A 24,659-nucleotide genomic window follows, 5' to 3' on the forward strand; every position below is an offset into this window, starting at 1 on the left:
TAATTTTTCGAACAGAAGTTGAACAAAACGGCTGTTATTAACAGGAGATCCCTTTGCGCTGGATACCATTACTTGCCATTTTTCTCTATGTTTACATAGAGATATCTATTTTTATTCAGGTTGCCCATGTGATGGGCGTCCTGATGACGCTGATTTTGGTTATTTTTACGTCGGTTATCGGTATGTCTCTGGTTCGTAATCAGGGATTTAAGAACTTTTTACTGATGCAACAAAAAATGGCTGCTGGTGAAAGTCCGGCTGCAGAAATGATCAAAAGCGTATCGCTGATTATTGCCGGTCTGCTGTTGGTACTGCCTGGTTTTTTCACCGATTTCCTCGGTCTTCTTCTTTTATTACCCCCGGTGCAAAAACATCTGACGATGAAACTGTTGCCACATTTACGTTTTTCACGTATGCCTGGCGGTGGTTTTAGCGCCGGAACCGGTGGCGGTGAGACTTTTGATGGTGAATTTCAGCGTAAGGATGACAAGCGCGACAGCATCGAACATAAAGACGATCGTCGGGATTAAGCCTCAGTATGTAGGCCGGATAAGCGTTAGCGCCATCCGGCAAAAGTGTTTATAGGCCGGATGATGGCGTCAACGTTGCCTTATCCGGCCTGCGGGGTAAAAACAGCCACAGCCCTGCCAGCATAATCAACGCGTACAAACTCTTCCAGCCGACCATTGCCAGTAGTAGTAGGCACAGCAGACCACCAATGATCGCCAGTGCGCGGTAATGCCCTTTCAGTAATCGACAACCCGCCAACATGCACAGCAAATAAATCATAATAAAGATGCCGTTGGCGTAGACGATTAACGCATCGAGATTGATTTGCAGCATATAGATACACAGAGTACTGACTACGCAGCAGCCTAATACGGCGTTTAGCGCATTGCGCGGAAGGTGGCGGGGGGACAGGCGAGCCAGATAACTCTCAGGCTTATACTGCGCTTGCGACCAGACCAGTCGAGCGAAACTTTGAATATAAATGTTGAGGCTGGCAAAACAGGCCAAATAACCAATGATGCAGGCGACCCACAGTGCCTGTACACCAAACAGTTGCACGACGATTTCTGGCAGCGATGCTGCGGCGGCCATTTGCTCGCCGTAGGCACCAAAATGGAGAACGACGACGGTGCATGCCCAATAAACAGATCCAGCCAGCAGCAGGCCAATCATCAGCGCGCGTGGGAAGTCTCGTTCCGGATTTTTGAATTCAGACGCCAGGTGAGCAAACGCTTCGAGGCCAACAAAACACCAGAACATCACCGACAGCGCGGCGAACAGACCGGGGAGTTCAATATCGCTAATTGCAGGGAAGGGGATTTCGCCTGGTTTCAGATCGCCCGCCCACCAGATAGCAACAATGAGGGCAACAATCAGTCCGGCAATGACCGTTTGCAGATTAGCGCTTGAGCTTGCGCCGCGGGAGCCGATGTACCAAACCAATGCCAGCGTACTCAGCTCAGCCAGCAGAAGCTGCTCGTCATGCCAGCCAAACATCGCCTGACCGAATCCGGCGGCGATGTGCAATGCCGCAGGCAAGCCGACAGGAATGACCGACAAAAATAGCCATCCGGTGACGCGCTCCAGTCGTGAACCAAAGGCCATGCCGACAAAATGCGCCACACCGCCTGCGCTGGGGAAATGACGACCCAGTACGGCGAAGACAATCGCCACCGGAAAGACCAAAACAATCAGCACCGGCCAGGCCCACAGGCTGTTATTGCCAGCCACCAGCGCAGCCAGCGCGGGGACGGCGAAAACGCCTGTACCTAACAATGATGTCGACAACAGGCCAACGCCCTGAGCCAATCCCAGCTCTTGTTTCAGTCCGCTCATAAGTGGTTATCCGATTATGCCCATTGACCGGGCTACAACGCAGATTTTTGATGGTATCACAATCGGATTTGCTTATGACGACGTGACTGAAATCGTTATGGAATGTGAGGCAGGTCGGCATTTTGACGGGATTTTCTGCTGATAAAAAATTTTTTTCGCTTGCCCCCTTGAAGGCACAAAACCCCATCCCCATCTCTCTGGTCACTAGCCGGGAAACCGTTTACGGGCCGGCGTCACCCATAACTGATAAAGACTTTCTCAAAGGAGAGCTATCAATGAGTATTCGTCCGTTACATGATCGTGTGATCGTCAAACGTAAAGAAGTTGAATCCAAATCTGCTGGCGGCATCGTACTGACTGGTTCTGCAGCAGGTAAATCAACTCGTGGCGAAATCATCGCTGTCGGTAAGGGTCGCATCCTGGACAACGGTACCGTACAGCCGCTGGACGTGAAAGTCGGCGATATCGTTATTTTCAACGATGGCTACGGTGTTAAATCTGAGAAGATCGACAATGAAGAAGTGTTGATCATGTCTGAAAGCGACATCCTGGCAATTGTTGAAGCCTAATCCGCGAACGACACTGAACATACGAATTTAAGGGAAAGAGAAAATGGCAGCTAAAGACGTAAAATTCGGTAACGACGCTCGTGTGAAAATGCTGCGCGGCGTAAACGTACTGGCAGATGCAGTGAAAGTTACCCTCGGTCCAAAAGGCCGTAACGTAGTTCTGGATAAATCTTTCGGTGCACCGACCATCACTAAAGATGGTGTTTCCGTAGCACGTGAAATCGAACTGGAAGACAAGTTCGAAAACATGGGTGCGCAGATGGTGAAAGAAGTTGCCTCTAAAGCGAACGACGCTGCAGGTGACGGTACCACCACCGCAACCGTACTGGCTCAGTCCATCATCACTGAAGGTCTGAAAGCCGTTGCTGCGGGCATGAACCCGATGGATCTGAAACGTGGTATCGACAAAGCTGTCGCTGCTGCTGTTGAAGAACTGAAAGCACTGTCCGTACCGTGCTCCGACTCTAAAGCTATTGCTCAGGTTGGTACCATCTCCGCAAACTCCGACGAAACCGTAGGTAAACTGATCGCTGAAGCGATGGACAAAGTCGGTAAAGAAGGCGTGATCACCGTTGAAGACGGTACCGGTCTGCAGGACGAACTGGACGTGGTTGAAGGTATGCAGTTCGACCGTGGCTATCTGTCTCCTTACTTCATCAACAAGCCGGAAACTGGCGCAGTAGAACTGGAAAGCCCGTTCATCCTGCTGGCTGACAAGAAAATCTCCAACATCCGCGAAATGCTGCCGGTTCTGGAAGCTGTAGCGAAAGCAGGCAAACCGCTGCTGATCATCGCTGAAGATGTTGAAGGCGAAGCGCTGGCAACTCTGGTTGTTAACACCATGCGCGGTATCGTGAAAGTCGCTGCGGTTAAAGCACCTGGCTTCGGCGATCGTCGTAAAGCAATGCTGCAGGATATCGCTACCCTGACCGGTGGTACCGTTATCTCTGAAGAGATCGGTATGGAGCTGGAAAAAGCAACTCTGGAAGATCTGGGCCAGGCGAAACGCGTTGTTATCAACAAAGATACCACCACCATCATCGATGGCGTGGGCGACGAAGCTGCAATCCAGGGTCGCGTGACTCAGATTCGTCAGCAGATCGAAGAAGCAACTTCCGACTATGACCGTGAAAAACTGCAGGAGCGCGTAGCGAAACTGGCAGGCGGCGTTGCGGTTATCAAAGTTGGTGCTGCGACTGAAGTTGAAATGAAAGAGAAGAAAGCCCGCGTTGAAGATGCCCTGCACGCTACCCGTGCTGCGGTAGAAGAAGGCGTGGTTGCTGGTGGTGGCGTTGCGCTGATTCGCGTAGCGTCTAAAATTGCCGGCCTGAAAGGTCAGAACGAAGACCAGAACGTAGGTATCAAAGTTGCGCTGCGCGCAATGGAATCTCCACTGCGTCAAATCGTACTGAACTGCGGCGAAGAGCCGTCTGTAGTGGCTAACACCGTGAAAGCCGGTGACGGTAACTACGGTTACAACGCTGCAACTGAAGAATACGGCAACATGATCGACATGGGTATCCTGGATCCAACCAAAGTAACTCGTTCTGCTCTGCAGTACGCGGCTTCTGTTGCGGGTCTGATGATCACCACCGAGTGCATGGTTACCGACCTGCCGAAAGGCGATGCTCCTGACTTAGGTGCTGCTGGTGGTATGGGCGGCATGGGTGGAATGGGCGGCATGATGTAATCATGTTGTTCTGAACCTCTCAGAATTGAGAAACCCCTGGGCAGAAATGTCCGGGGGTTTTTCTTTTGGTCATCTTTTTAGTATATGATTCAGCTACGGACATAACGTCCAACTAATTGATCATGGGGAATGACATGCACGTGAAATATTTAGCAGGGATCGTTGGTGCCGCGCTACTGATGGCGGGTTGTAGCTCCAGCAACGAACTGAGTTCAGCCGGGCAAAGCGTACGCTTTGTCGAAGACAGGCCTGGCGCAGAGTGCCAACTGATAGGCACTGCAACCGGTAAGCAAAGCAACTGGCTTTCTGGCCAGCACGGCGAAGAGGGCGGCTCAATGCGTGGCGCAGCAAACGATCTGCGTAACCAGGCTGCGGCAATGGGCGGTAATGTGATTTATGGCGTCAGCAGCCCATCGCAGGGAATGCTGTCCAGCTTTGTTCCTACCGCCAGTGAGATGATTGGACAGGTTTATAAGTGCCCTAACTGATTACACTTCATCCTTCAACCAGCCTCTTTGTTGGATGCGCTGTGAAACCCCAGTCACATAGTTATCTATGCTCCTGGGGATTTTCTTCGCTTGCCGCCGCGATGCAGATTGAATGATTTTGTGTAATAAAGTGGCCTGGACAGGCTCATGCAATCGTAGGCCTGATAAGCGCAGCGCCATCAGGCATTCTGAGTCTTATGCGCAGACTGAACGCGTAAATGATGCAGCGCGCGCAGGCACTGATCCTGATTGAGCTTTTGCGTCTTATCACCCGTCAACGTTCTGATAAACACCTGGCACGGTACACCGGCAAGTTTTTTCAGCCGTGGGCTGAAATCGAGCAGACGGCGAGTAATGGCTTCGGCCTCTTTGCTGCCGGAAGCGGCGCGAGTTTTTACTACCGAACCACAGAAATGGGCTTTTCCTTTATCATCCGTATAGCGGTAAATAATCGCCAGATAATGATTAAACAGGTTATGTTTCCATTCGGGTTGTGTATAAGAGTCGTATTCCAGATTGTCGTTTTGCTGGCAATCCACATCGTACAGCGGCAGGAAATCCAGCAGCGATGTAATTCGTAGCGCTAAATCCCGCATGCCAGCATTATTTATTGCATGAATAATTGCATGCGCCAACACCTGAATTTGTAATTCATTAACCAGTAATTCATCTGTTTTCCCGTCATGCAGCGTCAGAGAAAATGCTAAGTTTTCCCCTTTATCATCCACTAACGTCAGTGAATTTATGCGACGGTTAATATCCGCATTTTTTAGCTCATCCTCCTGAATTAACGGAATATTTTCGTGCATCTTTTTGCTGGCTTTGTCACGTTCTTTTTCATATTGCAAACGTGCGTCTTCGCTAAGCTGGTGCTTCATATAGAGCCTGCTCTCGAGCGCGATAAGCAGATCTCTTAGCCCAAGCGGAGAAAGAAAAAACAACGACTCCTTATTTCTTGGCTCTTTTATCTTTAATGCCAAAGCAACAAATTCATTCTTTTGACGAATAACGCCGGTATTAACACCCTTAATACTTATAGCCATCAAAGGTTCTCCCTAACCATATATTTATTGAAAATCTAGATTTGACTTGATTTATATTTTTTGCAAATAACTAATTGCGCGCTGCGAGTTAAAATAGCACATATTAAAAGTGCGGCTCCACCTGCAGGGATATTAAATAATCGTGATCGATAGCGAGTGTCCGGAATCGGACACTCAATAATGGTTATTGTTGGCGTAACTGCAGGTCCAACGGCGTTTTACTTGGCTCTCCGCCAATTTCACGCGCCAGTTTGGGGACCATGTAACCGGAAACCAGTGTCAGCAGTTCACGCATAATGTGACGTGCTTCATCATCGCTGACCATAAAGTGGGCGGCACCCTGTACTTTATCCAGCACGTGCAGGTAATAGGGCATCACACCGGCATCAAATAGTGCGTTGCTAAGGTTAGCCAGGGTTTGTGCGTTATCGTTCACGCCACGCAGCAATACGCTTTGGTTGAGTAGCGTAACGCCCGCGGCGCGCAGACTACTCATCGCCTGGCGAAACGTCTCATCAACTTCATTGGCATGGTTAATGTGATTGACCAGCAGAATCTGCAGAGAGGAGCGCGCAAAACGTTCGACCAGTCCTTCGGTAATGCGCGCAGGAATCACTATCGGCAAACGGCTGTGAATACGCAGGCGTTTAATGTGCGGAATGGCTTCCAGTTGCGTGAGCAACCAGTCCAGTTCGTGGTCTTTGGCCATTAACGGATCGCCACCAGAGAAGATGATTTCATCCAGCTCAGGATGCGCGGTAATGTAGTCGAGAGCGACCTGCCAGTTGCGCTTATTGCCTTGGTTTTCGGCATATGGGAAGTGTCGACGGAAGCAATAGCGACAATTCACCGCACAACCGCCTTTGACCAGCAACAGTGCCCGATTGCGATATTTATGCAGCAGACCGGGAACCACACTGTGCTGTTCTTCCAGCGGGTCGGTTGAGTAGCCTGGCGCGGCAACAAACTCTTCCTGGGAGGTAAGTACCTGACGCAAAAGCGGATCGTCCGGGTTACCTTTCTCCATGCGGGCAATAAACGCGCGCGGCACGCGCAGGGCGAAAAGCCGTCTCGCATCGCGTCCGGCCAACAGTTTTTCATCTGCGTCTATATTCAAAAGATGCAGAAGTTCATCGGGATCGGTCACAACATCGGCAAGTTGCGATAACCAATCTTCTCTGGATGGGGTATTTAGGGTTACAATATGCGCCATTTTGTGGCTTAGCTACCAGTTAACAATTTTCAGAGGGCCTTATGGCAACGTACTATAGCAACGATTTTCGTGCTGGTCTTAAAATCATGTTGGACGGCGAACCTTATGCGGTTGAAGCCAGCGAATTCGTTAAACCAGGTAAAGGCCAGGCGTTTGCGCGCGTTAAGCTGCGTCGCCTGCTGACCGGTACTCGCGTAGAGAAAACCTTCAAGTCTACTGACTCCGCTGAAGGCGCAGACGTAGCCGACATGAACCTGACTTTCCTGTATAGCGACGGTGAGTTCTGGCACTTTATGAATAACACCACTTTCGAACAGCTGGCTGCTGACGAGAAAGCGGTAGGCGATAACGCTAAATGGCTGCTGGACCAGGCTGAATGCATCGTGACCCTGTGGAACGGTCAGCCGATCTCCGTAACTCCGCCGAACTTCGTTGAGCTGGAAGTTGTTGAAACCGACCCAGGTCTGAAAGGCGATACAGCTGGTACTGGCGGCAAACCGGCTACCCTGTCTACCGGCGCAGTCGTTAAAGTTCCGCTGTTCGTACAGATCGGCGAAGTGATCAAAGTGGATACCCGCTCCGGCGAATACGTTTCTCGCGTAAAATAAGTCTTCCATTTGATCTTATGGCGCAGGTTGCTGCGCCATACTTTTTCCAGGGCAGGAATGATGAAACGTCTTCTCGGTCTTGTAATGCTACTCCTTTTCACCAGCACCCTCCTGACGGGATGCAATACCGCGCGCGGCTTCGGTGAAGACATCAAACATCTTGGCAATTCAATCTCTCACGCTGCCAGCTAATCCTTTCATATAGTCTTAAAAACGATTGTTTATCCATCACACTCCCAGATCTTGTCTATTATTAAGTAGCTATACACAAACAATATTGGCTAGAAAAGGAAGACGTTATGGTTAAGAAGACAATTGCTGCGATCTTTTCTGTGTTGGTACTTTCTTCCGTTTTAACCGCGTGTAATACCACACGAGGCGTAGGACAGGATATTTCTGAAGGCGGTAGCGCCATTTCTGGTGCAGCGACAAAAGCTCAGCAATAATGAAGAACGGTACGACGTCGTGTCGTACCGTTAATCTCCCTTCCCTGGGAGTGACAGAAACGGCGAGAAGCGGTTCCCCAGGTGCAGTTTCATACGGATATTCCGCTTATAGGTGTAGACCGTTTTGCCATGAATGCTGAGTGCGGCGGCAATGGCATTGTTACTCACACCATCCATCCACATTGATAATACTTTCTCCTCCTGCGGCGTAAGCAAAGGCGTGGCGTTTTTGGGTATTTCTAATGCGGGGCGAACCTGAAGTGCTTCCTGAATTGTGTGGGAGAGTGTGTTCAGCGTGGTGTGCTTGGTCAAGACCGAATGGGCGACGGATTGAGAGGGCGCGATGGGGGCATGCTGTCTATCTGCTGATTGCAGTAAAATCAGTGGGATGACGCCACAACTCATAAAAAAAGGGTTAATTGGCGGACTGGAGTGCGTCTCGCTAATAAAACTGTATAAATCCGCGATCACCAGATGCGGTTTCCATTGCAAAATATGCTCTTTTGCTAACAGGAGATTATTGATTCCTGATACCAGAAATGAAGAGCTGAACCTGCCAGAATGATTAAGCAAGGCCTCTATCCCTGTGCGGGTAAAGTGGCACCGGTCAATCACTAAAATTTTAAGCATAAACGTTTCGCATTCAGAAGAGGGGCAATCGACTTTCCGGTTTCAGAAAGCCCTTCATCATAGAGAACTCCGATGAGTGCCAAATGCGGGAACTACGCCGCTAATTATGCTTAATTCTTGCTTTTAGCAGGCAGTGAATAAAAAGGTTGAAATTCATTTTCTTCCGGGCAAAAATGCCATTTCACACATCAGCTTTGTAGGACGACCTGCAAACGCTTCTTTCACCGGGGACGGCCCCATTGTTCTGGAGCCTGATATGTCCTGGATCGTTTTATTAATTGCAGGTTTGCTCGAAGTCGTCTGGGCGATTGGCCTGAAATATACCCACGGTTTTACGCGTCTTACGCCAAGCATTATCACTATTGCGGCGATGATCGTTAGTATTGCCATGCTCTCCTGGGCAATGCGCACATTACCTGTAGGAACCGCTTATGCGGTCTGGACCGGCATTGGCGCCGTAGGGGCGGCCATTACAGGGATTTTGCTGCTGGGTGAATCTGCCAGTCCGGCACGTTTGCTGAGCCTTGGACTGATCGTTGCTGGCATTATTGGTCTGAAGCTGAGCACTCACTAAGCGCCAGGCTGTTTCACCCAAATCAGCTTATTTACCTCAAACCCTTCCCGGGTCGCGATGGCTAACATTTGCTGTTTCATTTCATCTGAAATAGTTGGAGTCCGTGAAAGGATCCACAGGTAGTCGCGATCCGGACCGCAAACCAGCGCGTGACGATATTCCCGGTCGAGTGCAATTACGTTATACCCACCATAGAAGGGGCCGAAGAATGATACTTTAAGCGCGGCCGTGCTTTGGTCGCCGGTGAAATAGGCTTTCCCTTCCGTTTTCTGCCACATCTCCCTGTCAGGGTTATAGCCCTTGTTAATAACGTTGATGCCGCCGTCGTCGCGCAAGCTGTACGTTGCGGTCACTTTATCCAACCCGCGCTCGAAACGATGGTCGAAGCGCGCAATTTCATACCATGTTCCCAGATAGCGTTTGGCATCAAAGTTATTCACCACGGTAACGCCTTTCGGCGGTGTTGGGGAGCTGCAAGCGACAACCAGGAATGCAGCCGTAACTGCAGCAACGACGGGCAGAATGCGCATAGTGTTTTCCTTACTGTTTTTTGTTAAGTGTAGATGACAGCAGGGAAAAAAGAGCAAGAAAGGAGGTCCGATTTACCGGACCCCTCTGTCAGTTATTGCAGTTTTTCAAGAATGCGCCAGGCCGCCTCGACGCGAGCCGGGTTGGGGTAGCTTTTGTTTGCCAACATTACGATGCCAAGGTTTTTTTCTGGAACGAAGGCAACGTAGCTGCCAAATCCGCCTGTGGATCCTGTTTTATGCACCCATGAGGCTTTCACGGCAGGTGCTGGCGGGTTTACCTCAACGGCGGGAAGCGCTGCCAATGCCACTTTGCTGTCGCTGCCGTTGATGATCGAATCAGCTTTCAGCGGCCAGTTCAGCATCTCCCAGCCTAATCCCTGGTACATATCACCAATACGCCAGTAGCGAGACTGCGCAAGCTCAATGCCCTGCTGGAGCGTTTTCTCCTGAACGTGGCTGGCGTCCATGTTGGCCTGAACCCAGCGGGCCATATCGATAACGCTGGATTTCACGCCATAGGCTTCGGCGTCAAGTTGTCCCGGAGAAACGTGCACAGGCTTCCCTTCGCGATAGCCCCAGGCATAGTTCTTTTGTTCGCTTTGCGGAACCGTAATCCAGGTATGCGCCAGTTTTAATGGTTGCAGGACGCGTCTGGTCATTGCCTCTTCGTAGCTCATACCTGAAGGTTTCACCGCCAGCGCACCAAACAGACCAATGCTGGAGTTAGCGTAAAGACGCTTAGCGCCCGGAGTCCATTGTGGTTGCCAGTTTTGATAAAAGCGCAGTAATGCGGCTTTATCCGTAATGTCATCGGGGATCTGCAGCGGCAGGCCACCCGCTGTATAGGTGGCTAAGTGCAGCAGGCTGATACCCCGCCACTGTTTGCCTGTTAGTTCTGGCCAGTATTTCGTGACCGGATCGCTGAGCTTAATTTCTCCGCGGGCGATAGTGTCGCCGCCCAACACGCCGTTAAACGTCTTACTGACCGACCCTAGCTCAAACAGCGTTTGCTGCGTGACTGGGTGGTTATTGGCGATATTGGCTTTACCCCAGGTAAAGTAATAAGGTTTCCCCTCGTAGATAATCGCCACGGCCATACCCGGAATAGCCTGCTCCTGCATCAGTGGTGTGATGGTGCGGTTAACGATATCGGCAATTTGTTGTTCTGTTTTTGCGGCAGCAAACGTGGAGAAAGAGGCTGTCAGCAGCAGTGCGCAGCATATCGATTTTTTCATCATGAAATCAGTTCCGTAATTAAAAGCAAAAGGGTGTCCGGGCCCGTCAGACGCAATCAGTGTGTTTGATTTGCACCGTGTTGACAAACGGTTAAATTTAGCAGCAGATATAAGTTTTTCTAACAGGCTTAATGATGACGCGTAGCTATATCCCTCTTAACTCGCTGCGGGCTTTTGAAGCCGCGGCCAGACATCTCAGTTTTACCCGCGCTGCGATTGAGCTCAACGTGACGCATTCTGCCATCAGCCAGCATGTAAAATCGTTGGAGCAGCAGCTGAACTGTCAGCTATTTGTGCGCGGTTCTCGTGGATTAATGTTGACGACTGAAGGGGAAAGTCTGTTACCTATACTTAATGACTCCTTCGATCGTATGGCGGGGATGTTGGATCGTTTTGCCACTAAACAGACCCAGGAAAAACTTAAAATTGGCGTAGTGGGAACCTTTGCTATCGGCTGTCTTTTCCCGCTTCTGAGCGATTTTAAGCGCAGTTACCCACATATTGATTTGCATATTTCTACCCATAATAATCGCGTGGATCCCGCCGCCGAAGGGCTGGATTATACCATTCGCTACGGTGGGGGAGCCTGGCACGATACCGATGCGCAATATTTATGTAGCGCGCTGATGTCTCCACTGTGTTCGCCAACATTGGCTTCGCAGATTCAAACGCCTGCGGACATCCTGAAATTTCCGTTATTGCGATCGTATCGGCGGGATGAATGGGCGCTTTGGATGCAGGCGGCCGGAGAGGCGCCTCCGTCACCGACACACAATGTGATGGTGTTTGATTCGTCCGTCACCATGCTGGAAGCCGCTCAGGCGGGGATCGGTGTGGCAATTGCGCCAGTCAGAATGTTCACGCATTTACTCAGCAGTGAACGTATCGTTCAGCCGTTTTTAACGCAGATTGATTTGGGAAGCTACTGGATAACGCGTTTGCAATCTCGCCCGGAGACGCCCGCGATGCGTGAATTTTCCCGTTGGTTGACCGGGGTGCTGCACAAATAAAAAAGGCCCGCCAATGGCGGGCCTGATAATTAACGCATGTACTTAGATGGTCAGAATACCAATCGCCGTTACAACGGTCAGGATAGCTGCCAGTCCGTAGAATACCCATTTGCCAGCCGGCACGTGGATTTTCAGGTCATGCATCGCGTGGTGCATACGGTGTAAACCACACCACAGCGGCAGAACGATCATCAGGAACAGAAACGCACGTCCGATGAAGCTCTGAGCGAATGCCAGTACGCGTTCATAGCTGAAAGCATCAGGAACAAAGCCCAGCGGCAGCATAATGCCTACCAGCAGGATCATTACCGGCGCAATGATTGCGCTCCACATACCGCCTGCACCAAACAGGCCCCAGAATACGGGTTCGTCAGAGCGTTTTGGATTTGGATTAATCATTCCGGACTCCTTACCAGAACAGGGCAACAAACAGTATGACTACTGTAGCAACCACAGTGACTGCCCAGAGACCTTTGATGATCGGCTCTGGCCCCATTTTTTCGTCTTTTACGATGATGTTGGCTGCTTTTGGTGCCAGCTCAAACCAGGTTTTGGTATGCAGCAGCGCTGCTGCCAGGGCGATAATGTTAAGGATTACCACTACCGGGTTTTGTAAAAAGGCGACAAAGCCCATCCAGGACTCTGCACCATGCTTGAGTGCAAACAGGCCGATAATCAGTTCAATGCTGAACCAGACTGCCGGGACTGCCGTGCCTTCACGCAGCATGTAAAAACGATAAAATGGCAGCTTTTTCCACCAGGTGGACGTCATTGGCCGCACATAGGCTTTACGTTTAGTCGTCATCGTGCACTCCTTAGCGTGGTTTCAGGGTAGCGATAAGAAAGTCTTTTGAACTTTCAACTTTACCCTGCTGAATGGCCGCAGCCGGATCGACGTGTTTCGGGCAGACTTCGGAGCAGTAGCCCACGAAAGTACAGGTCCAGACGCCGTTCGGGCTGTTCAATTGAGCCATACGCTCCTTCTTACCGTGGTCGCGGCTATCTTCGTTGTAACGATGCGCCAGCGTAATCGCAGCCGGTCCAATGAACTCAGGGTTCAGGCCGAACTGCGGGCACGCGGCGTAGCACAGACCACAGTTGATGCAACCAGAGAACTGATGATACTTCGCCATCTGCGCCGGAGTCTGGGTGTTTGGCCCCTGATCCGGTGTACGCGGGTTACCGATGATGTACGGTTTGATCGCTTCCAGGCTTTCGATAAAGTGCGTCATGTCGACGACCAGATCGCGCTCAATCGGGAAGTTACCCAGCGCTTCAACCTTCATGCCGTTTGTGTAATCACGCAGGAAGGTTTTGCACGCCAGTTTCGGTACATTGTTGACCATCATGCCGCAGGAGCCGCAGATTGCCATACGGCAGGACCAGCGGTAGCTCAGGTCCGGTGCCAGGTTATCCTTGATGTAGCCCAGCGCATCCAGCAGTGACGTGGTTTCATCATAAGGAACTTCGTAGAAAGCACTGTGCGGCGCGGTATCGGTTTCCGGGTTATAGCGCACCACCTCAACTTTCAGGTTTTTCATCTCAGCCATTCGCCTTCTCCTTCTTATCGGCTGCTTCCGCTTCGCCACCGTAAACACGTTTAGCCGGTGGCAGAGTGGTGATTTTCACGTCGCTGTATTCCAGGCGAGTCGTGCCGTCAGCATCGCGGAAGGCGAGGGTGTGTTTGAGGAAGTTCACGTCGTCACGCTCGGTACAGCCTTCATCCAGACGCTGATGCGCGCCGCGGGATTCTTTACGCGCCAGCGCGGAGTGCGCCATACATTCAGCAACGTTCAGACCGTGACCCAGTTCGATGGTATACAGCAGGTCGGTGTTGAAGACGCTGGAGGTATCAGTGATACGTACGCGCTTGAAGCGTTCCTGCAGTTCAGCCAGCTTATCAACGGTTTTCTGCATCAGTTCCGGCGTACGGTAGATACCGCAACCTTCTTCCATGGAGATACCCATTTCATCACGGATCTTAGACCAGTTTTCGTTACCTTCCTGGTTAACCAGATCTTTCAGACGTTTTTCAACGCCAGCAACCTGTGCGTCAAGAGCGGCACTGTTTGCAGCGCCAGCCGTTGCAGCGCGTTCCGCAGCTTGTTCACCGGCCATACGACCGAAGACCACCAGTTCCGCCAGGGAGTTAGAGCCCAGACGGTTAGCGCCATGCAGACCAACAGAGGAACATTCGCCGACAGCGAACAGACCTTTAATGCGGGTTTCACAGTGCTGATCGGTTTCGATACCGCCCATGGTGTAGTGTGCGGTCGGACGTACCGGGATCGGTTCTTTAACCGGATCGACACCCACGTAAGCTTTCGCCAGTTCGCAGATGAACGGTAAACGTTCGAGCAGTTTTTTCTCGCCGAGGTGACGCAGGTCCAGGTGAACCACATCGCCACGCGGAGTGGAAATGGTGTTGCCTTTGCGCCATTCGTGCCAGAAAGCCTGAGAAACTTTGTCGCGCGGACCGAGTTCCATGTATTTGTTTTTCGGCTCGCCCAGCGGGGTTTCCGGACCCATGCCGTAGTCTTGCAGATAACGGTAGCCGTTTTTGTTGACCAGAATACCGCCTTCACCGCGGCAGCCTTCAGTCATCAGGATACCGGAGCCTGGCAGACCCGTCGGGTGATACTGAACGAATTCCATATCACGCAGCGGAACGCCGTGGCTCAGCGCCATGCCCATACCGTCGCCGGTTACGATGCCGCCGTTGGTGTTGTAACGGTAAACACGACCAGCGCCGCCCGTTGCCATTACGACTGCGTTAGCACGGATCTGCACCAGCGTGCCTTCCATCATGTTCATGGCAACCAGGCCGCGGGCATGACCCTCGTCCACCAGGATATCCAGAACGAAGTGTTCGTCAAAGCGCTGAATCTGCGGGAACTGCAAAGATGTTTGGAACAGCGTATGCAACATGTGGAAGCCGGTTTTATCTGCGGCAAACCAGGTACGCTCGATTTTCATGCCGCCGAAGCGACGTACGTTGACGCTACCGTCTTCACGACGGCTCCATGGGCAGCCCCATTGTTCCAGTTGCGTCATTTCAGTTGGGCAGTGGTGGACAAAGTAATCCACGACATCCTGCTCACATAGCCAGTCTCCGCCTGCTACCGTATCGTGAAAATGGTAGTCAAAGCTGTCATGATCCTGCGCGACAGCAGCAGAGCCGCCTTCGGCAGCAACGGTATGGCTGCGCATTGGGTACACTTTTGAGATCAGTGCGATTTTAGCGTTGGGATTTGCTTGTGCGGCAGCAATTGCAGCACGTAATCCCGCGCCACCGGCGCCTATAATGGCAAGATCGGCTTGAAAGGTTTGCACGACATTCCTCCAGATTGTTGTTATTTCATCCCCGCCTGAAATCAGATGCTTCATCGGCTTCAAACAGGTTATGAACGCGTTTCCACTGCTCCTTTATAGGTACAATAGTATAGTCTTAGGGATGTGCGGGAAATTTGACGTGTTCGATTTTTTTAGCGTGTCACAGGGGGGAATTATCATTGAATTTGATTAATTTAATTACTAAACCACCCTATGTCGCTTTTTTTATCCAATTGCCAGTGCTGATTACTGCTGCCTGAAATTTGTCTCGTTAGCGCGATACGAGTAGACTTCGTGCCCTTGTCTTAAATCGGAGAAACAACCATGAGCGAAACGGCAACCTGGCAGCCGAGCGCGTCCATCCCCAATCTGTTAAAACGTGCAGCAATTATAGCGGAGATTCGCCGCTTTTTTGCCGATCGTGGCGTGCTTGAGGTTGAGACCCCTTGTATGAGTCAGGCAACGGTAACGGACATCCATCTGTTCCCGTTCGAAACGCGTTTCGTTGGCCCTGGACACTCCCAGGGGATGAATCTCTATTTAATGACCAGCCCTGAATACCATATGAAGCGCCTGCTGGTGGCAGGGTGCGGCCCGGTGTATCAACTGTGCCGCAGCTTCCGTAATGAAGAGATGGGGCGCCATCATAACCCTGAATTCACCATGCTTGAGTGGTATCGTCCGCACTACGATATGTATCGGCTGATGAATGAGGTGGACGATTTGCTTCAGCAGGTGCTGGACTGTTCGCCTGCGGAAAGCCTCTCTTACCAGCAAGCCTTCCAGCGTCATCTGGAGATAGACCCGCTGTCTGCGGATAAAACCCAACTGCGGGAAGTGGCGGCGAAATTGGATCTCAGCAATATCGCCGATACCGAAGAAGACCGGGACACCTTACTGCAGCTGCTGTTTACGATGGGCGTTGAGCCGCATATTGGTAAAGACAAACCGACGTTTGTGTATCATTTCCCTGCCAGCCAGGCATCACTGGCGCAAATCAGTACCGAAGATCACCGCGTGGCTGAACGTTTCGAGGTTTATTACAAAGGTATTGAGCTGGCAAATGGTTTCCATGAATTGACCGACGCGCGCGAGCAGCAGCAACGGTTTGAACAGGATAACCGCAAACGTGCCGCACGTGGTCTGCCGCAGCAACCTATCGATACCAACCTGCTGGAAGCGCTGAAAGTAGGCATGCCGGATTGCTCAGGCGTGGCGCTGGGTGTTGACCGTCTGGTAATGCTGGCGCTGGGCGCAGAGAGCCTGGCCGAGGTTATCGCATTTACCGTCGATCGCGCATAACTTACTCTTCCGCAATACAAAGTGGCGGCTTAATCGCCACTTTGTAGCATATTTTTTCATTTCCCCCTCTAATAGCCACAATTTACACCTGGATATTTGATATCGTTTAGGTATCAATTCTGTGTTGATTTTTTTATCGCTGAACTCTGCAAAGAGAGCAGTGCCAACCGGTGAGCGGCGTTTGCTAAACGCTTGCCAGAGTAAGGGATGGTTTAATGACCCAAACAATAAAAAAGATGAGCCTGCCAGGTCTCATTCTCATGATATTTACGTCAGTTTTCGGTTTTGCTAATAGCCCCTCCGCATTCTATTTAATGGGGTATAGTGCAATACCGTGGTATATATTTTCTGCATTATTATTCTTTATTCCATTTGCTTTAATGATGGCGGAAATGGGTTCTGCCTATCGGAAAGAAGAGGGTGGAATCTATTCGTGGATGAATAATAGCGTTGGACCGCGCTATGCCTTTATCGGCACGTTTATGTGGTTTTCTTCTTATGTGATATGGATGGTCAGTACTGCGGCGAAAGTCTGGGTACCTTTTTCAACCTTCTTGTTTGGCGCAGACATGACGCAGCACTGGCGTATTGCAGGGCTTGAGCCTACGCAGGTTGTCGGGCTGCTCGCCGTCGGCTGGATGATCCTGGTGACCTGCGTGGCATCCCGGGGTATTAATAAGATTGCGCGTATTACGGCAGTAGGCGGAATTGCCGTAATGTGTCTTAATTTAGTTCTGTTGTTAGTGAGTGTCGCTATTTTGTTATTAACTGGTGGCCAGTTTGCACAGGATATTAATTTCATCTCCTCACCTAATCCCGGATATCAGTCCGGGCTGGCAATGTTGTCATTTGTTGTGTTTGCCATTTTTGCTTATGGCGGAATTGAAGCTGTAGGGGGACTGGTTGATAAAACAGAAAAACCAGAAAAGAACTTTGCTAAAGGCATTGTTTTTGCCGCTATTGTCATTTCTGTTGGTTATTCACTGGCCATCTTTTTATGGGGCGTTAGCACCAACTGGCAGCAGGTATTAAGCAATAGCTCGGTCAACCTCGGCAATATTACTTATATCCTGATGAAGAGCCTCGGGATGACGTTGGGTAATGCGCTGCATCTTTCCCCTGAGACCGCGATGGTGATGGGCGTATGGTTTGCACGTATTACCGGGCTTTCCATGTTCCTTGCCTATACCGGCGCTTTTTTCACCCTCAGCTACTCACCGCTGAAAGCGATTATTCAGGGCACGCCGAAAGCGTTGTGGCCCGCGCCGATGACCAAACTGAATGCCGTAGGGATGCCGACGACGGCAATGTGGTTACAGTGCCTGCTGGTGAGCCTGTTTATCCTGTTGGTTTCATTTGGTGGCGATACGGCTTCAGCGTTCTATAACAAACTGACGCTGATGGCGAACGTATCCATGACGCTGCCGTATCTGTTCCTGGCGCTGGCGTTTCCGTTCTTTAAAGCCCGTCCGGGTCTGGAAAGACCGTTTGTTGTCTTTAAAACCCGAGCGGCGACGCTGCTGGCAACGGGTGTGGTCGTTCTGGTGGTGACGTTTGCCAACGTGTTCACCATCATCCAGCCAGTAATTGAAGCCCGGGACTGGAACAGTGCCTTGTGGATGACCGGCGGCCCGATCTTCTTCTCGCTGCTGGCGATGGCGATTTATGAGAACTACAGCCGCCGCGCGGCCAACGAACCTGAGTGGGCGGTGGAATAAACGACCTGCCCAATCCGGCCTACAAAGATGCATCTTAGTAGGCCGGATACAGTGAAGCCTTCCGCTTACAAACTTCCCGCCGGGCGACTGCCTCTTCCTGCAGAACTTAATGCTCTGCCTGTTTGCTTACCGCCGAGGCTCTCCAGACGCATCTGGAACGGTGGGAACGGCATATCAATACCGTGCTCGCGGAAGCCTGCCAGAATCAGTTGGTGGATTTCATGGCGCAGCGGCATGCGATGCCCCATTTCAGCGGCATAAATACGCAGTTCGAAGATTTGAATTCCTTGTTGCAGGTCAACCAGGAAGACTTCTGGCGCCGGGTTATCGATAACCAGCGAGCAACGATGTGCGGCAGTCAGCAGGATCTGCGTAACCTCCTCGCTGTTAGCCTCCGACGGTGCCGGGATGGTTAACACCACACGGGTAACCGAATCGGATAGCGACCAGTTGATAAACTGTTCGGTGATAAAGGCTTTGTTGGGTACGATGATCTCTTTGCGGTCCCAGTCGCTGATAGTGGTGGCACGGGTATTAATTTTCGTCACGCTACCGGTAAGATCGCGAATTGTAACCGTGTCGCCAATGCGGATTGGCTTTTCAAACAGGATAATCAGGCCGGAAATAAAGTTGGCGAAGATCTCCTGCAAACCAAAGCCCAGACCGACACCAAGAGCCGCCACCAGCCATTGCAGTTTGGACCACTCAATACCGATCATCGAGAAGCCCACCAGGCCGCCAATCAGCATCAGAAGATACTTAGTGATAGTGGTGATGGCGTAACCGGTGCCGGGGGTTAAATCCAGATGTTGCAGTAGCGCCAGCTCCAGCAACGCGGGTAGGTTGCGCACTAGCTGGGTGGTGATGATAAACACCAGAATAGCAATGAGCACCGCGCCCAGCGTTATCGGTTCTAAGCTTTCCACGCCCTGCACCGTGGAGGTGACATCCCACAACGAGATGTTTTCCAGGAAGCCGAAAGCGGAATGAATTTCTGACCACAGCACAATGACCGAGAGCAGGGCGATAAGCATCAGGATAGAACGTACCAGGCGCAGCGATTGCGCGCTGATTGCATCCAGATCCACTTCGCTTTCATCTACATCGATCGTACCTTCAAGGCTGGTGGAATGAGGTGGTTCCTCTTCGCCCCGCGCACGTTGCGCCAGCATTTCGGCGCGTCGATGTTTGGCGCGGTCAAACGCAAGGCGGCGGCGCTGAATTAGCATCCAGCGGCGGATGACGTGATACACCACCAGTAATAAGAACCAAATCGCCACGGATGTTTCCAGGCGTGCCAGCAGGGCTTGCGATGTGGCGAGATAACCCACTGCCGCGGCGAGAATGGCAATCAGCGGCGCGCCCATCAGCATATTCCACAGCATACTATTGACCATGTTATCGCTGTTGCCCTCTTTATCGAGGTACAGCGGTATCCCGGCGCGTTTCAGGCTCAGGGTCACGACCGCCAGCGCACCGCAAATCAGAATAAAGCACAGACGTCCCAGTGAGGCGGAGAATTCTCGGTCATTGAGATTATCAAACATAATCACCGCCATGATCAGCGGGACAATCAGCCCGATGCTCATCAGGTAGTAGTGCATGGCTTTCGCGACGCGGTTACGTGGCCAGCCAAAGTGGGCAATGAACAGACCGTTGGGACGCGCAAAGGTGGCGCAAATCATTACCGCCCATAGCATAGGCACCGTGGCGGTAACGCCATCGCCGATAGCAACAGCCAGCGGGTAAGGCCAGGCTTCCTGCAGCCCGTAACCGAGCGTTGCCCATAACACCGGCAACGGAGAAGCGACGAGTATTGACCAGAATACCGTGCGTATTGTCAGCCAGAAATGGTCCTGGGTGACTTTCCCGACTCGCGCGGACGAGCGTTCAAGGAAACGGGTGAAGTGCTTGCGCGAAGAGAGGCTAAAGCCAACCAGCACCAACGCCGCGAACAGCGGCAATAGTGTTTCTTTGCTGGTCAGCATCATGATGCTGGCTTTACCCAACTGATTAAACGTATCTAATGAGATCAAACGCCGCAGATCCTGAACGATGTCGACAGGCCAGGAGAGCGAGATGGGACTGACGTCTGACGTCCAGAACAGATAGCGGTGCGTTGCTTCGTTGACCTCTTTTAGCGCATCTTCCAGTTGGCTGTTGGAGACTTTGAGCTTGGTCAGCTCAAGGATCAGCGTATCGCCGCCCTGTAACAATGAGTTCAGCAGCTCGCGCTGGGTGCGTAGCTGGGCGTTGAGAATACTGCTCTGTTCAGCGGTCAGCGGTTGTCCATCGGCCTGATGAATCTGACGCAGCTGCGGCTGTTTGTTGAGGAGATCCTCATAGCGCATACGGTGCACGCGAAGCTGCGCCATTTCGGTATCCAACTGCTGGGGCTTGGGCATTTCCGGCAGACGGGATACCTGCGCGCGCAGCGCTTCTCCCAGCATATTTGAAACCCCAAGCCACTGAGACTGCTCTCGCAGCGTATTCAAGGCCTGGCGGACCTGCAGCGTTTGGCTGGCAGCCTGACGCTGCTGCGAGGCGACCAGGTCCATACGTTGCGCCTGCTGGTTCAAGGCCTGAGACAGCTCGCGGTTAACCTTGAACTGATCGACAATACCTTCCGGCAGTCCCGCGCTGTTTTCCGCCAGCAGTTCTGTACTTTCCAGCGCTCGCTCTGCTTCACGCTGACGCTGACTGTTGAGTTGATTGCGCAAAGCCTGCAGGTAAGTGTCGAGTTGTTGACTCTGTTTTTCCGCCAGTTCGGAGCGCATACGCGCCAGTTCCTGACGGTTATTGGCGGAAAGCTGTGCCAGCTCCAGTTCATCGACCAGGGCTTTAAGTTTGGCGGATTCAGCTTGTATCGCCTGATTCTGCGCGGAATTGCCGTTGGCGGTACCAATGCGCCGCTCAAGCTCATTGAGCTGGCGGCGGGCATCGGTTTGCTGTTGAGGAAGCTGGCTTAACGAGTCGGCGATTTCCCGGGCGCGATCCTGCTCCTGCTGGGCCTGACGACTCTTTTCCAGCAGTTGGCTGCTAACCTGGAGGATCTCCTGGTTTAATGCATCGGTAGAGAGTCCGGTTGGCACATTGCGCGGTTCATCGCGCAGGTTACTAAGCTGTGCGCGTAACGTTGCGGACAGCTTGGGGAAGTTATCAATAACCTGCTGATATTGCTGTGCGCGCTCGAGAGAGCCTTTCCGCTCCTCAAGGGCATTCAGCGCGGACTGGAGCGCCTCGACGGTTTCTGGCTGAGCGGGTTTTGCCGCTTTTGCCTGCTCCAGTTCCTGGGTGAGTTGTTTGGCATCGGGGGCCGTCGCAGCGTACGCCCCCAGGCTGAGGCACCAGGCCATCAGAAAAGTGATAATCAGGCGCACAGCAGCGATTCCTATGTTTAACTTTCGTCTTTTTTGTCGTCAACCAGCGGGCTGGCGTCGTGTTCTGCTTCGATCTCTTCTTTCGCCAGCGGGGCCGGTTCTGTCTCTGGCGTCACGAAAGTCTCGGTCGAGATGGCCATTGGTTGGCCGATTTTGGTCACGGAAAGATCCTGCAACTGCTCAACCAGGTTAACTTTGCCAGGTGCGAACAGGTTGATGACGGTGGAACCGAGCTTAAAGCGGCCCATTTCCTGACCTTTCAACAGCGCCACCGACCCTTCGCTTTCGCCTTCCGGCCAGGTCCAGCGCTTGATAACGCCTTCACGCGGTGGGGTAATGGTGCCAGCCCATGTGGTTTCAATGCTGCCGACGATAGTCGCGCCGACCAGAATCTGCACCATCGGACCAAATTCGGTATCAAACAAACAGATTACGCGTTCGTTGCGGGCAAACAGGTTCGGTACGTTTTGCGCAGTCAGGATGTTTACAGAGAAGAGATCGCCCGGCACATACATCATTTCACGCAGGATACCGTTACACGGCATGTGTACACGGTGGTAATCGCGTGGAGACAAGTAAGTGGTTACAAACGTACCGTTGCGGAATTTTTCCGCCATCTGATAGTTGCCAGCCAGCAGCGCTTCAAGGGTATAGCTGTGCCCTTTAGCCTGCAGCAATTTGTCTTCTTCGATGTTGCCTAACTGGTTGATCACGCCGTCAGCGGGCATGACCAGTACGTTTGGATCTGTATTAATCGGGCGAGCATCGTCGCGCAGCGGGCGAACAAAGAAGTCGTTAAAGGTGCGATAGCTGGCGGTGTCCGGCTTTTGCGCCTCTTTCATATCGACCTTGTAATATTTCACGAACAGATCGATAACCAATTTGGTCAGCCATCCCGCTCGTTTGCTCGCACCCCAACCCGCCAGGCGAGTGAGCCATAGTTTCGGCAGAATGTATTGTAGCGAAAGCTTAAATGAGTTTAACAAGGTAGCCTCCAGGCCATAATTTGTTCCCGATCCGGCATGTGGGCCGGATCCTGAAAAAAGGGGGACGATTCTAGCGATGCTTAGCTTAGTTGTCAGTTGTCTGTATCAGAAAAGTTTTTACGCGTTTTTACCTGCGCCATGCTTTCCAGGATGCGGTGATAATTTTCAAACCGGGTTTCGGCTATGGCCCCTTTTTCTACAGCCTCACGGATAGCGCAGCCTGGATCGGTATCATGCTTGCAGTCGCGGTATTTGCAATGGCCCAGGTAGTCATGAAATTCGACAAAGCCATGCGTGATTTGTTCCGGCTCCAGATGCCACAGTCCGAACTCACGTACGCCAGGGGAGTCGATAACGTCGCCGCCGTGCGGGAAGTGATACAGGCGAGAGGCCGTGGTAGTGTGCTGTCCAAGACCGGAGTTGTCGGAGACATCGTTGGTCAGGATCTCTTCTTGCAGGCCGAGAAGATTATTGAGCAGGCTGGATTTACCTACGCCCGACTGACCGGCAAAAATGCTGATGCGATCGGTTAATGCTTCTTCAAGCGGTTTCAGGCCGTCTTTAGTACGGCTGGATACCATCAACACCCGATAGCCAATGTTGCGATAGATATCCATCTGTTCGTTAACGAAGGCCATGCCTTCATCATCCAGCAGATCGATCTTATTCAGTACGATAATTGGTTCAACATGTAGCGTTTCGCAGGCTACCAGATATCGGTCGATAATATTGAGTGACAGCTCGGGTAAGATGGCTGAGACAATAACGATCTGGTCGATGTTGGCGGCAATAGGTTTTACCCCGTCGTAAAAGTCGGGGCGTGTCAGTACCGAGGTACGATCGTGTACCGCTTCAACGATACCTTTGACATTCACGCCTTCAGCCGCCGCTTTACCCGGGCGCCAGACTACGCGATCGCCAGTAACCAGCGAGCGAATTGTACGGCGGATGTTGCAGCGATGAATTTCACCGTCAGCAGACTCTACGTCGGCATGCATGCCAAAACGGCTGATAACGATGCCTTCAGCGGTTTCGCCAAACAGGTTGTCGTCGTAGTCGGGCTTCTCCGTGGACGTTTTAAGACGACGCTGGTGATTGGCGTTCACACGGCGCTGTTGGCCTTTGGAGAGTTTATTCTTACTCAATCGGACTGGCTCCTGGTCGCCCATGATGGGCAAAACATTTATGATACACACAATTTTAGATCAATGTAGTCACACTGAATGTGACGCTGAAGGGTGGAAAATAGCATGAGTGCCAATGAAAACAACCTGATTTGGATCGATCTGGAGATGACAGGTCTGGATCCCGAGCGCGATCGCATTATTGAGATCGCCACGCTGGTGACGGATGCCAATCTGAATATTCTGGCAGAAGGACCGACAATTGCGGTGCACCAGTCCGACGAACAACTGGCATTAATGGATGACTGGAACGTACGTACGCACACCGGTAGCGGGCTGGTGGAACGCGTGAAGGCGAGCACCATGGGCGATCGTGAAGCAGAACTGGCCACGCTGGCTTTTTTGAAAGAGTGGGTTCCGGAAGGGAAATCACCTATCTGTGGCAACAGCATTGGTCAGGATCGTCGTTTCCTGTTTAAATACATGCCGGAGCTGGAGGCGTATTTCCATTATCGCTATCTGGACGTCAGCACGCTCAAAGAACTGGCGCGTCGTTGGAAGCCGGAAATCCTGGCTGGCTTCACCAAGCAGGGAACACATCAGGCGATGGACGACATTCGTGAATCTGTTGCTGAGCTTGCTTACTATCGCGAACATTTTATTAAGCTTTGATTTTGTTCTCCGGTGGCTTGCGTCACCGGCTTTTTGACGCTAAATTGTTCAGCTTGATTGCAAAGTAATCACTTGAACGAATTTTCGAAAAAAACGTATTCAAGGGGGTTGCAGCTAAACGGATTTCTCGTATAATGCGCCTCCCGTAACGACGCAGAAATGCGAATTACGACAGCAACAAATTTGCGGGAATAGCTCAGTTGGTAGAGCACGACCTTGCCAAGGTCGGGGTCGCGAGTTCGAGTCTCGTTTCCCGCTCCAAA

At 51.7% G+C, this 24,659-nt stretch carries 25 protein-coding genes and 1 tRNA gene; 13 read left to right on the forward strand and 13 right to left on the reverse strand.

Features of this window, described 5'->3' with window-relative positions; all coding sequences use genetic code 11:
- The first annotated feature begins 53 nt into the window (after window positions 1-53).
- Window positions 54-530, forward strand: coding sequence for an FxsA family protein (locus OGV74_RS04865; RefSeq protein WP_003025457.1), 477 nt, complete (start codon window positions 54-56; stop codon window positions 528-530).
- A gap of 49 nt (window positions 531-579) precedes the next feature.
- Here the strand turns inward: OGV74_RS04865 and yjeH are convergent, their stop codons facing one another.
- Window positions 580-1,845 (reverse strand): L-methionine/branched-chain amino acid transporter, encoded by a 1,266-nt coding sequence (gene yjeH / locus OGV74_RS04870; protein WP_086504821.1) that lies wholly within the window; start codon window positions 1,843-1,845, stop codon window positions 580-582.
- A gap of 275 nt (window positions 1,846-2,120) precedes the next feature.
- Here yjeH and OGV74_RS04875 point away from each other — a divergent pair, with 275 nt between their 5' ends.
- The 3 genes from OGV74_RS04875 (at window position 2,121) to OGV74_RS04885 (ending at window position 4,592) form a co-directional block, all read left to right on the forward strand.
- On the forward strand, window positions 2,121-2,414 hold the full coding sequence (locus OGV74_RS04875) for a co-chaperone GroES (protein ID WP_000027827.1): 294 nt from the start codon (window positions 2,121-2,123) through the stop codon (window positions 2,412-2,414).
- Between the two features lie 43 nt (window positions 2,415-2,457).
- Window positions 2,458-4,104 (forward strand): chaperonin GroEL, encoded by a 1,647-nt coding sequence (gene groL / locus OGV74_RS04880; RefSeq protein WP_003025464.1) that lies wholly within the window; start codon window positions 2,458-2,460, stop codon window positions 4,102-4,104.
- A gap of 134 nt (window positions 4,105-4,238) precedes the next feature.
- Window positions 4,239-4,592 (forward strand): DUF4156 domain-containing protein, encoded by a 354-nt coding sequence (locus OGV74_RS04885; RefSeq protein ID WP_086504822.1) that lies wholly within the window; start codon window positions 4,239-4,241, stop codon window positions 4,590-4,592.
- 179 nt (window positions 4,593-4,771) lie between these two features.
- On the opposite strand, the gene yjeJ is transcribed toward OGV74_RS04885, so the two are convergent.
- Both yjeJ and epmB read right to left on the reverse strand, forming a co-directional pair.
- Window positions 4,772-5,635, reverse strand: a complete 864-nt coding sequence (yjeJ, locus tag OGV74_RS04890; RefSeq protein WP_048219882.1) for a YjeJ family protein — start codon at window positions 5,633-5,635, stop codon at window positions 4,772-4,774.
- 184 nt (window positions 5,636-5,819) lie between these two features.
- A complete protein-coding gene (gene epmB, locus OGV74_RS04895; protein ID WP_003844987.1) occupies window positions 5,820-6,848 on the reverse strand; it encodes an EF-P beta-lysylation protein EpmB in 1,029 nt (342 codons plus the stop codon).
- A 41-nt stretch (window positions 6,849-6,889) separates the two neighbouring features.
- Between epmB and efp the strand changes: the two genes are divergently transcribed.
- From efp to ecnB, 3 genes are all read left to right on the forward strand, one after another.
- Window positions 6,890-7,456, forward strand: coding sequence for an elongation factor P (gene efp / locus OGV74_RS04900; protein WP_003025478.1), 567 nt, complete (start codon window positions 6,890-6,892; stop codon window positions 7,454-7,456).
- A 57-nt stretch (window positions 7,457-7,513) separates the two neighbouring features.
- Window positions 7,514-7,648 (forward strand): lipoprotein antitoxin entericidin A, encoded by a 135-nt coding sequence (gene ecnA, locus OGV74_RS04905; protein ID WP_003830568.1) that lies wholly within the window; start codon window positions 7,514-7,516, stop codon window positions 7,646-7,648.
- A gap of 107 nt (window positions 7,649-7,755) precedes the next feature.
- On the forward strand, window positions 7,756-7,902 hold the full coding sequence (gene ecnB / locus OGV74_RS04910; protein WP_003025482.1) for a lipoprotein toxin entericidin B: 147 nt from the start codon (window positions 7,756-7,758) through the stop codon (window positions 7,900-7,902).
- 30 nt (window positions 7,903-7,932) lie between these two features.
- Here ecnB and OGV74_RS04915 read toward each other — a convergent pair whose 3' ends face one another.
- A complete protein-coding gene (locus tag OGV74_RS04915; protein WP_003025485.1) occupies window positions 7,933-8,532 on the reverse strand; it encodes a helix-turn-helix transcriptional regulator in 600 nt (199 codons plus the stop codon).
- A 256-nt stretch (window positions 8,533-8,788) separates the two neighbouring features.
- Between OGV74_RS04915 and sugE the strand changes: the two genes are divergently transcribed.
- Window positions 8,789-9,106 carry a quaternary ammonium compound efflux SMR transporter SugE gene (sugE, locus tag OGV74_RS04920; RefSeq protein ID WP_000118520.1) on the forward strand — a complete coding sequence of 106 codons (318 nt, stop codon included), beginning with the start codon at window positions 8,789-8,791 and terminating at the stop codon, window positions 9,104-9,106.
- On the opposite strand, the gene OGV74_RS04925 is transcribed toward sugE, so the two are convergent.
- Together OGV74_RS04925 and blaCMY are read right to left on the reverse strand one after the other, a co-directional pair.
- Window positions 9,103-9,636 carry a lipocalin family protein gene (locus OGV74_RS04925; RefSeq protein WP_286520423.1) on the reverse strand — a complete coding sequence of 178 codons (534 nt, stop codon included), beginning with the start codon at window positions 9,634-9,636 and terminating at the stop codon, window positions 9,103-9,105. The genes sugE and OGV74_RS04925 overlap by 4 nt on opposite strands.
- 92 nt (window positions 9,637-9,728) lie before the next feature.
- Window positions 9,729-10,874, reverse strand: a complete 1,146-nt coding sequence (blaCMY, locus tag OGV74_RS04930; protein ID WP_286520425.1) for a CMY-2 family class C beta-lactamase — start codon at window positions 10,872-10,874, stop codon at window positions 9,729-9,731.
- A 131-nt stretch (window positions 10,875-11,005) separates the two neighbouring features.
- On the opposite strand from blaCMY, the gene ampR reads away from it, so the two are divergent.
- On the forward strand, window positions 11,006-11,881 hold the full coding sequence (ampR, locus tag OGV74_RS04935) for a LysR family transcriptional regulator AmpR (protein ID WP_086504826.1): 876 nt from the start codon (window positions 11,006-11,008) through the stop codon (window positions 11,879-11,881).
- A 42-nt stretch (window positions 11,882-11,923) separates the two neighbouring features.
- On the opposite strand, the gene frdD is transcribed toward ampR, so the two are convergent.
- The 4 genes from frdD to frdA are packed head-to-tail and all read right to left on the reverse strand — an operon-like array spanning window position 11,924 to window position 15,214.
- Entirely contained in the window at window positions 11,924-12,280 is a 357-nt protein-coding gene (gene frdD, locus OGV74_RS04940) for a fumarate reductase subunit FrdD (protein WP_003025535.1), read from the reverse strand.
- A gap of 10 nt (window positions 12,281-12,290) precedes the next feature.
- On the reverse strand, window positions 12,291-12,686 hold the full coding sequence (frdC, locus tag OGV74_RS04945; protein ID WP_003025537.1) for a fumarate reductase subunit FrdC: 396 nt from the start codon (window positions 12,684-12,686) through the stop codon (window positions 12,291-12,293).
- Window positions 12,687-12,696: 10 nt separating this feature from the next.
- Window positions 12,697-13,431 (reverse strand): fumarate reductase iron-sulfur protein, encoded by a 735-nt coding sequence (frdB, locus tag OGV74_RS04950; RefSeq protein WP_003025540.1) that lies wholly within the window; start codon window positions 13,429-13,431, stop codon window positions 12,697-12,699.
- Window positions 13,424-15,214, reverse strand: a complete 1,791-nt coding sequence (gene frdA, locus OGV74_RS04955; protein WP_003025543.1) for a fumarate reductase (quinol) flavoprotein subunit — start codon at window positions 15,212-15,214, stop codon at window positions 13,424-13,426. The genes frdB and frdA overlap by 8 nt, the downstream gene beginning before the upstream one ends.
- Before the next feature lie 324 nt (window positions 15,215-15,538).
- Between frdA and epmA the strand changes: the two genes are divergently transcribed.
- Window positions 15,539-16,516, forward strand: coding sequence for an elongation factor P--(R)-beta-lysine ligase (gene epmA, locus OGV74_RS04960; RefSeq protein WP_003830517.1), 978 nt, complete (start codon window positions 15,539-15,541; stop codon window positions 16,514-16,516).
- Window positions 16,517-16,731: 215 nt separating this feature from the next.
- The gene (gene yjeM, locus OGV74_RS04965) at window positions 16,732-18,234 is read left to right on the forward strand and encodes a glutamate/gamma-aminobutyrate family transporter YjeM (RefSeq protein ID WP_086504827.1); all 1,503 of its coding nucleotides are present in this window, start codon (window positions 16,732-16,734) and stop codon (window positions 18,232-18,234) included.
- Between the two features lie 65 nt (window positions 18,235-18,299).
- Here yjeM and mscM read toward each other — a convergent pair whose 3' ends face one another.
- The 3 genes from mscM to rsgA all read right to left on the reverse strand — a co-directional run bounded on the left by mscM (window position 18,300) and on the right by rsgA (window position 23,745).
- On the reverse strand, window positions 18,300-21,614 hold the full coding sequence (gene mscM, locus OGV74_RS04970; protein WP_086504828.1) for a miniconductance mechanosensitive channel MscM: 3,315 nt from the start codon (window positions 21,612-21,614) through the stop codon (window positions 18,300-18,302).
- A 17-nt stretch (window positions 21,615-21,631) separates the two neighbouring features.
- Window positions 21,632-22,600 carry an archaetidylserine decarboxylase gene (gene asd / locus OGV74_RS04975; RefSeq protein WP_032948369.1) on the reverse strand — a complete coding sequence of 323 codons (969 nt, stop codon included), beginning with the start codon at window positions 22,598-22,600 and terminating at the stop codon, window positions 21,632-21,634.
- A gap of 92 nt (window positions 22,601-22,692) precedes the next feature.
- Window positions 22,693-23,745, reverse strand: a complete 1,053-nt coding sequence (rsgA, locus tag OGV74_RS04980) for a small ribosomal subunit biogenesis GTPase RsgA (protein ID WP_170974257.1) — start codon at window positions 23,743-23,745, stop codon at window positions 22,693-22,695.
- Window positions 23,746-23,850: 105 nt separating this feature from the next.
- Here rsgA and orn point away from each other — a divergent pair, with 105 nt between their 5' ends.
- The gene (gene orn / locus OGV74_RS04985; RefSeq protein ID WP_003839477.1) at window positions 23,851-24,396 is read left to right on the forward strand and encodes an oligoribonuclease; all 546 of its coding nucleotides are present in this window, start codon (window positions 23,851-23,853) and stop codon (window positions 24,394-24,396) included.
- Window positions 24,397-24,581: 185 nt separating this feature from the next.
- Window positions 24,582-24,657 (forward strand) — tRNA-Gly (locus tag OGV74_RS04990).
- Window positions 24,658-24,659 lie beyond the last annotated feature (2 nt).

The sequence above is a fragment of the Citrobacter sp. Cf116 genome (assembly GCF_030336505.1).
Lineage (GTDB): Bacteria > Pseudomonadota > Gammaproteobacteria > Enterobacterales > Enterobacteriaceae > Citrobacter > Citrobacter freundii.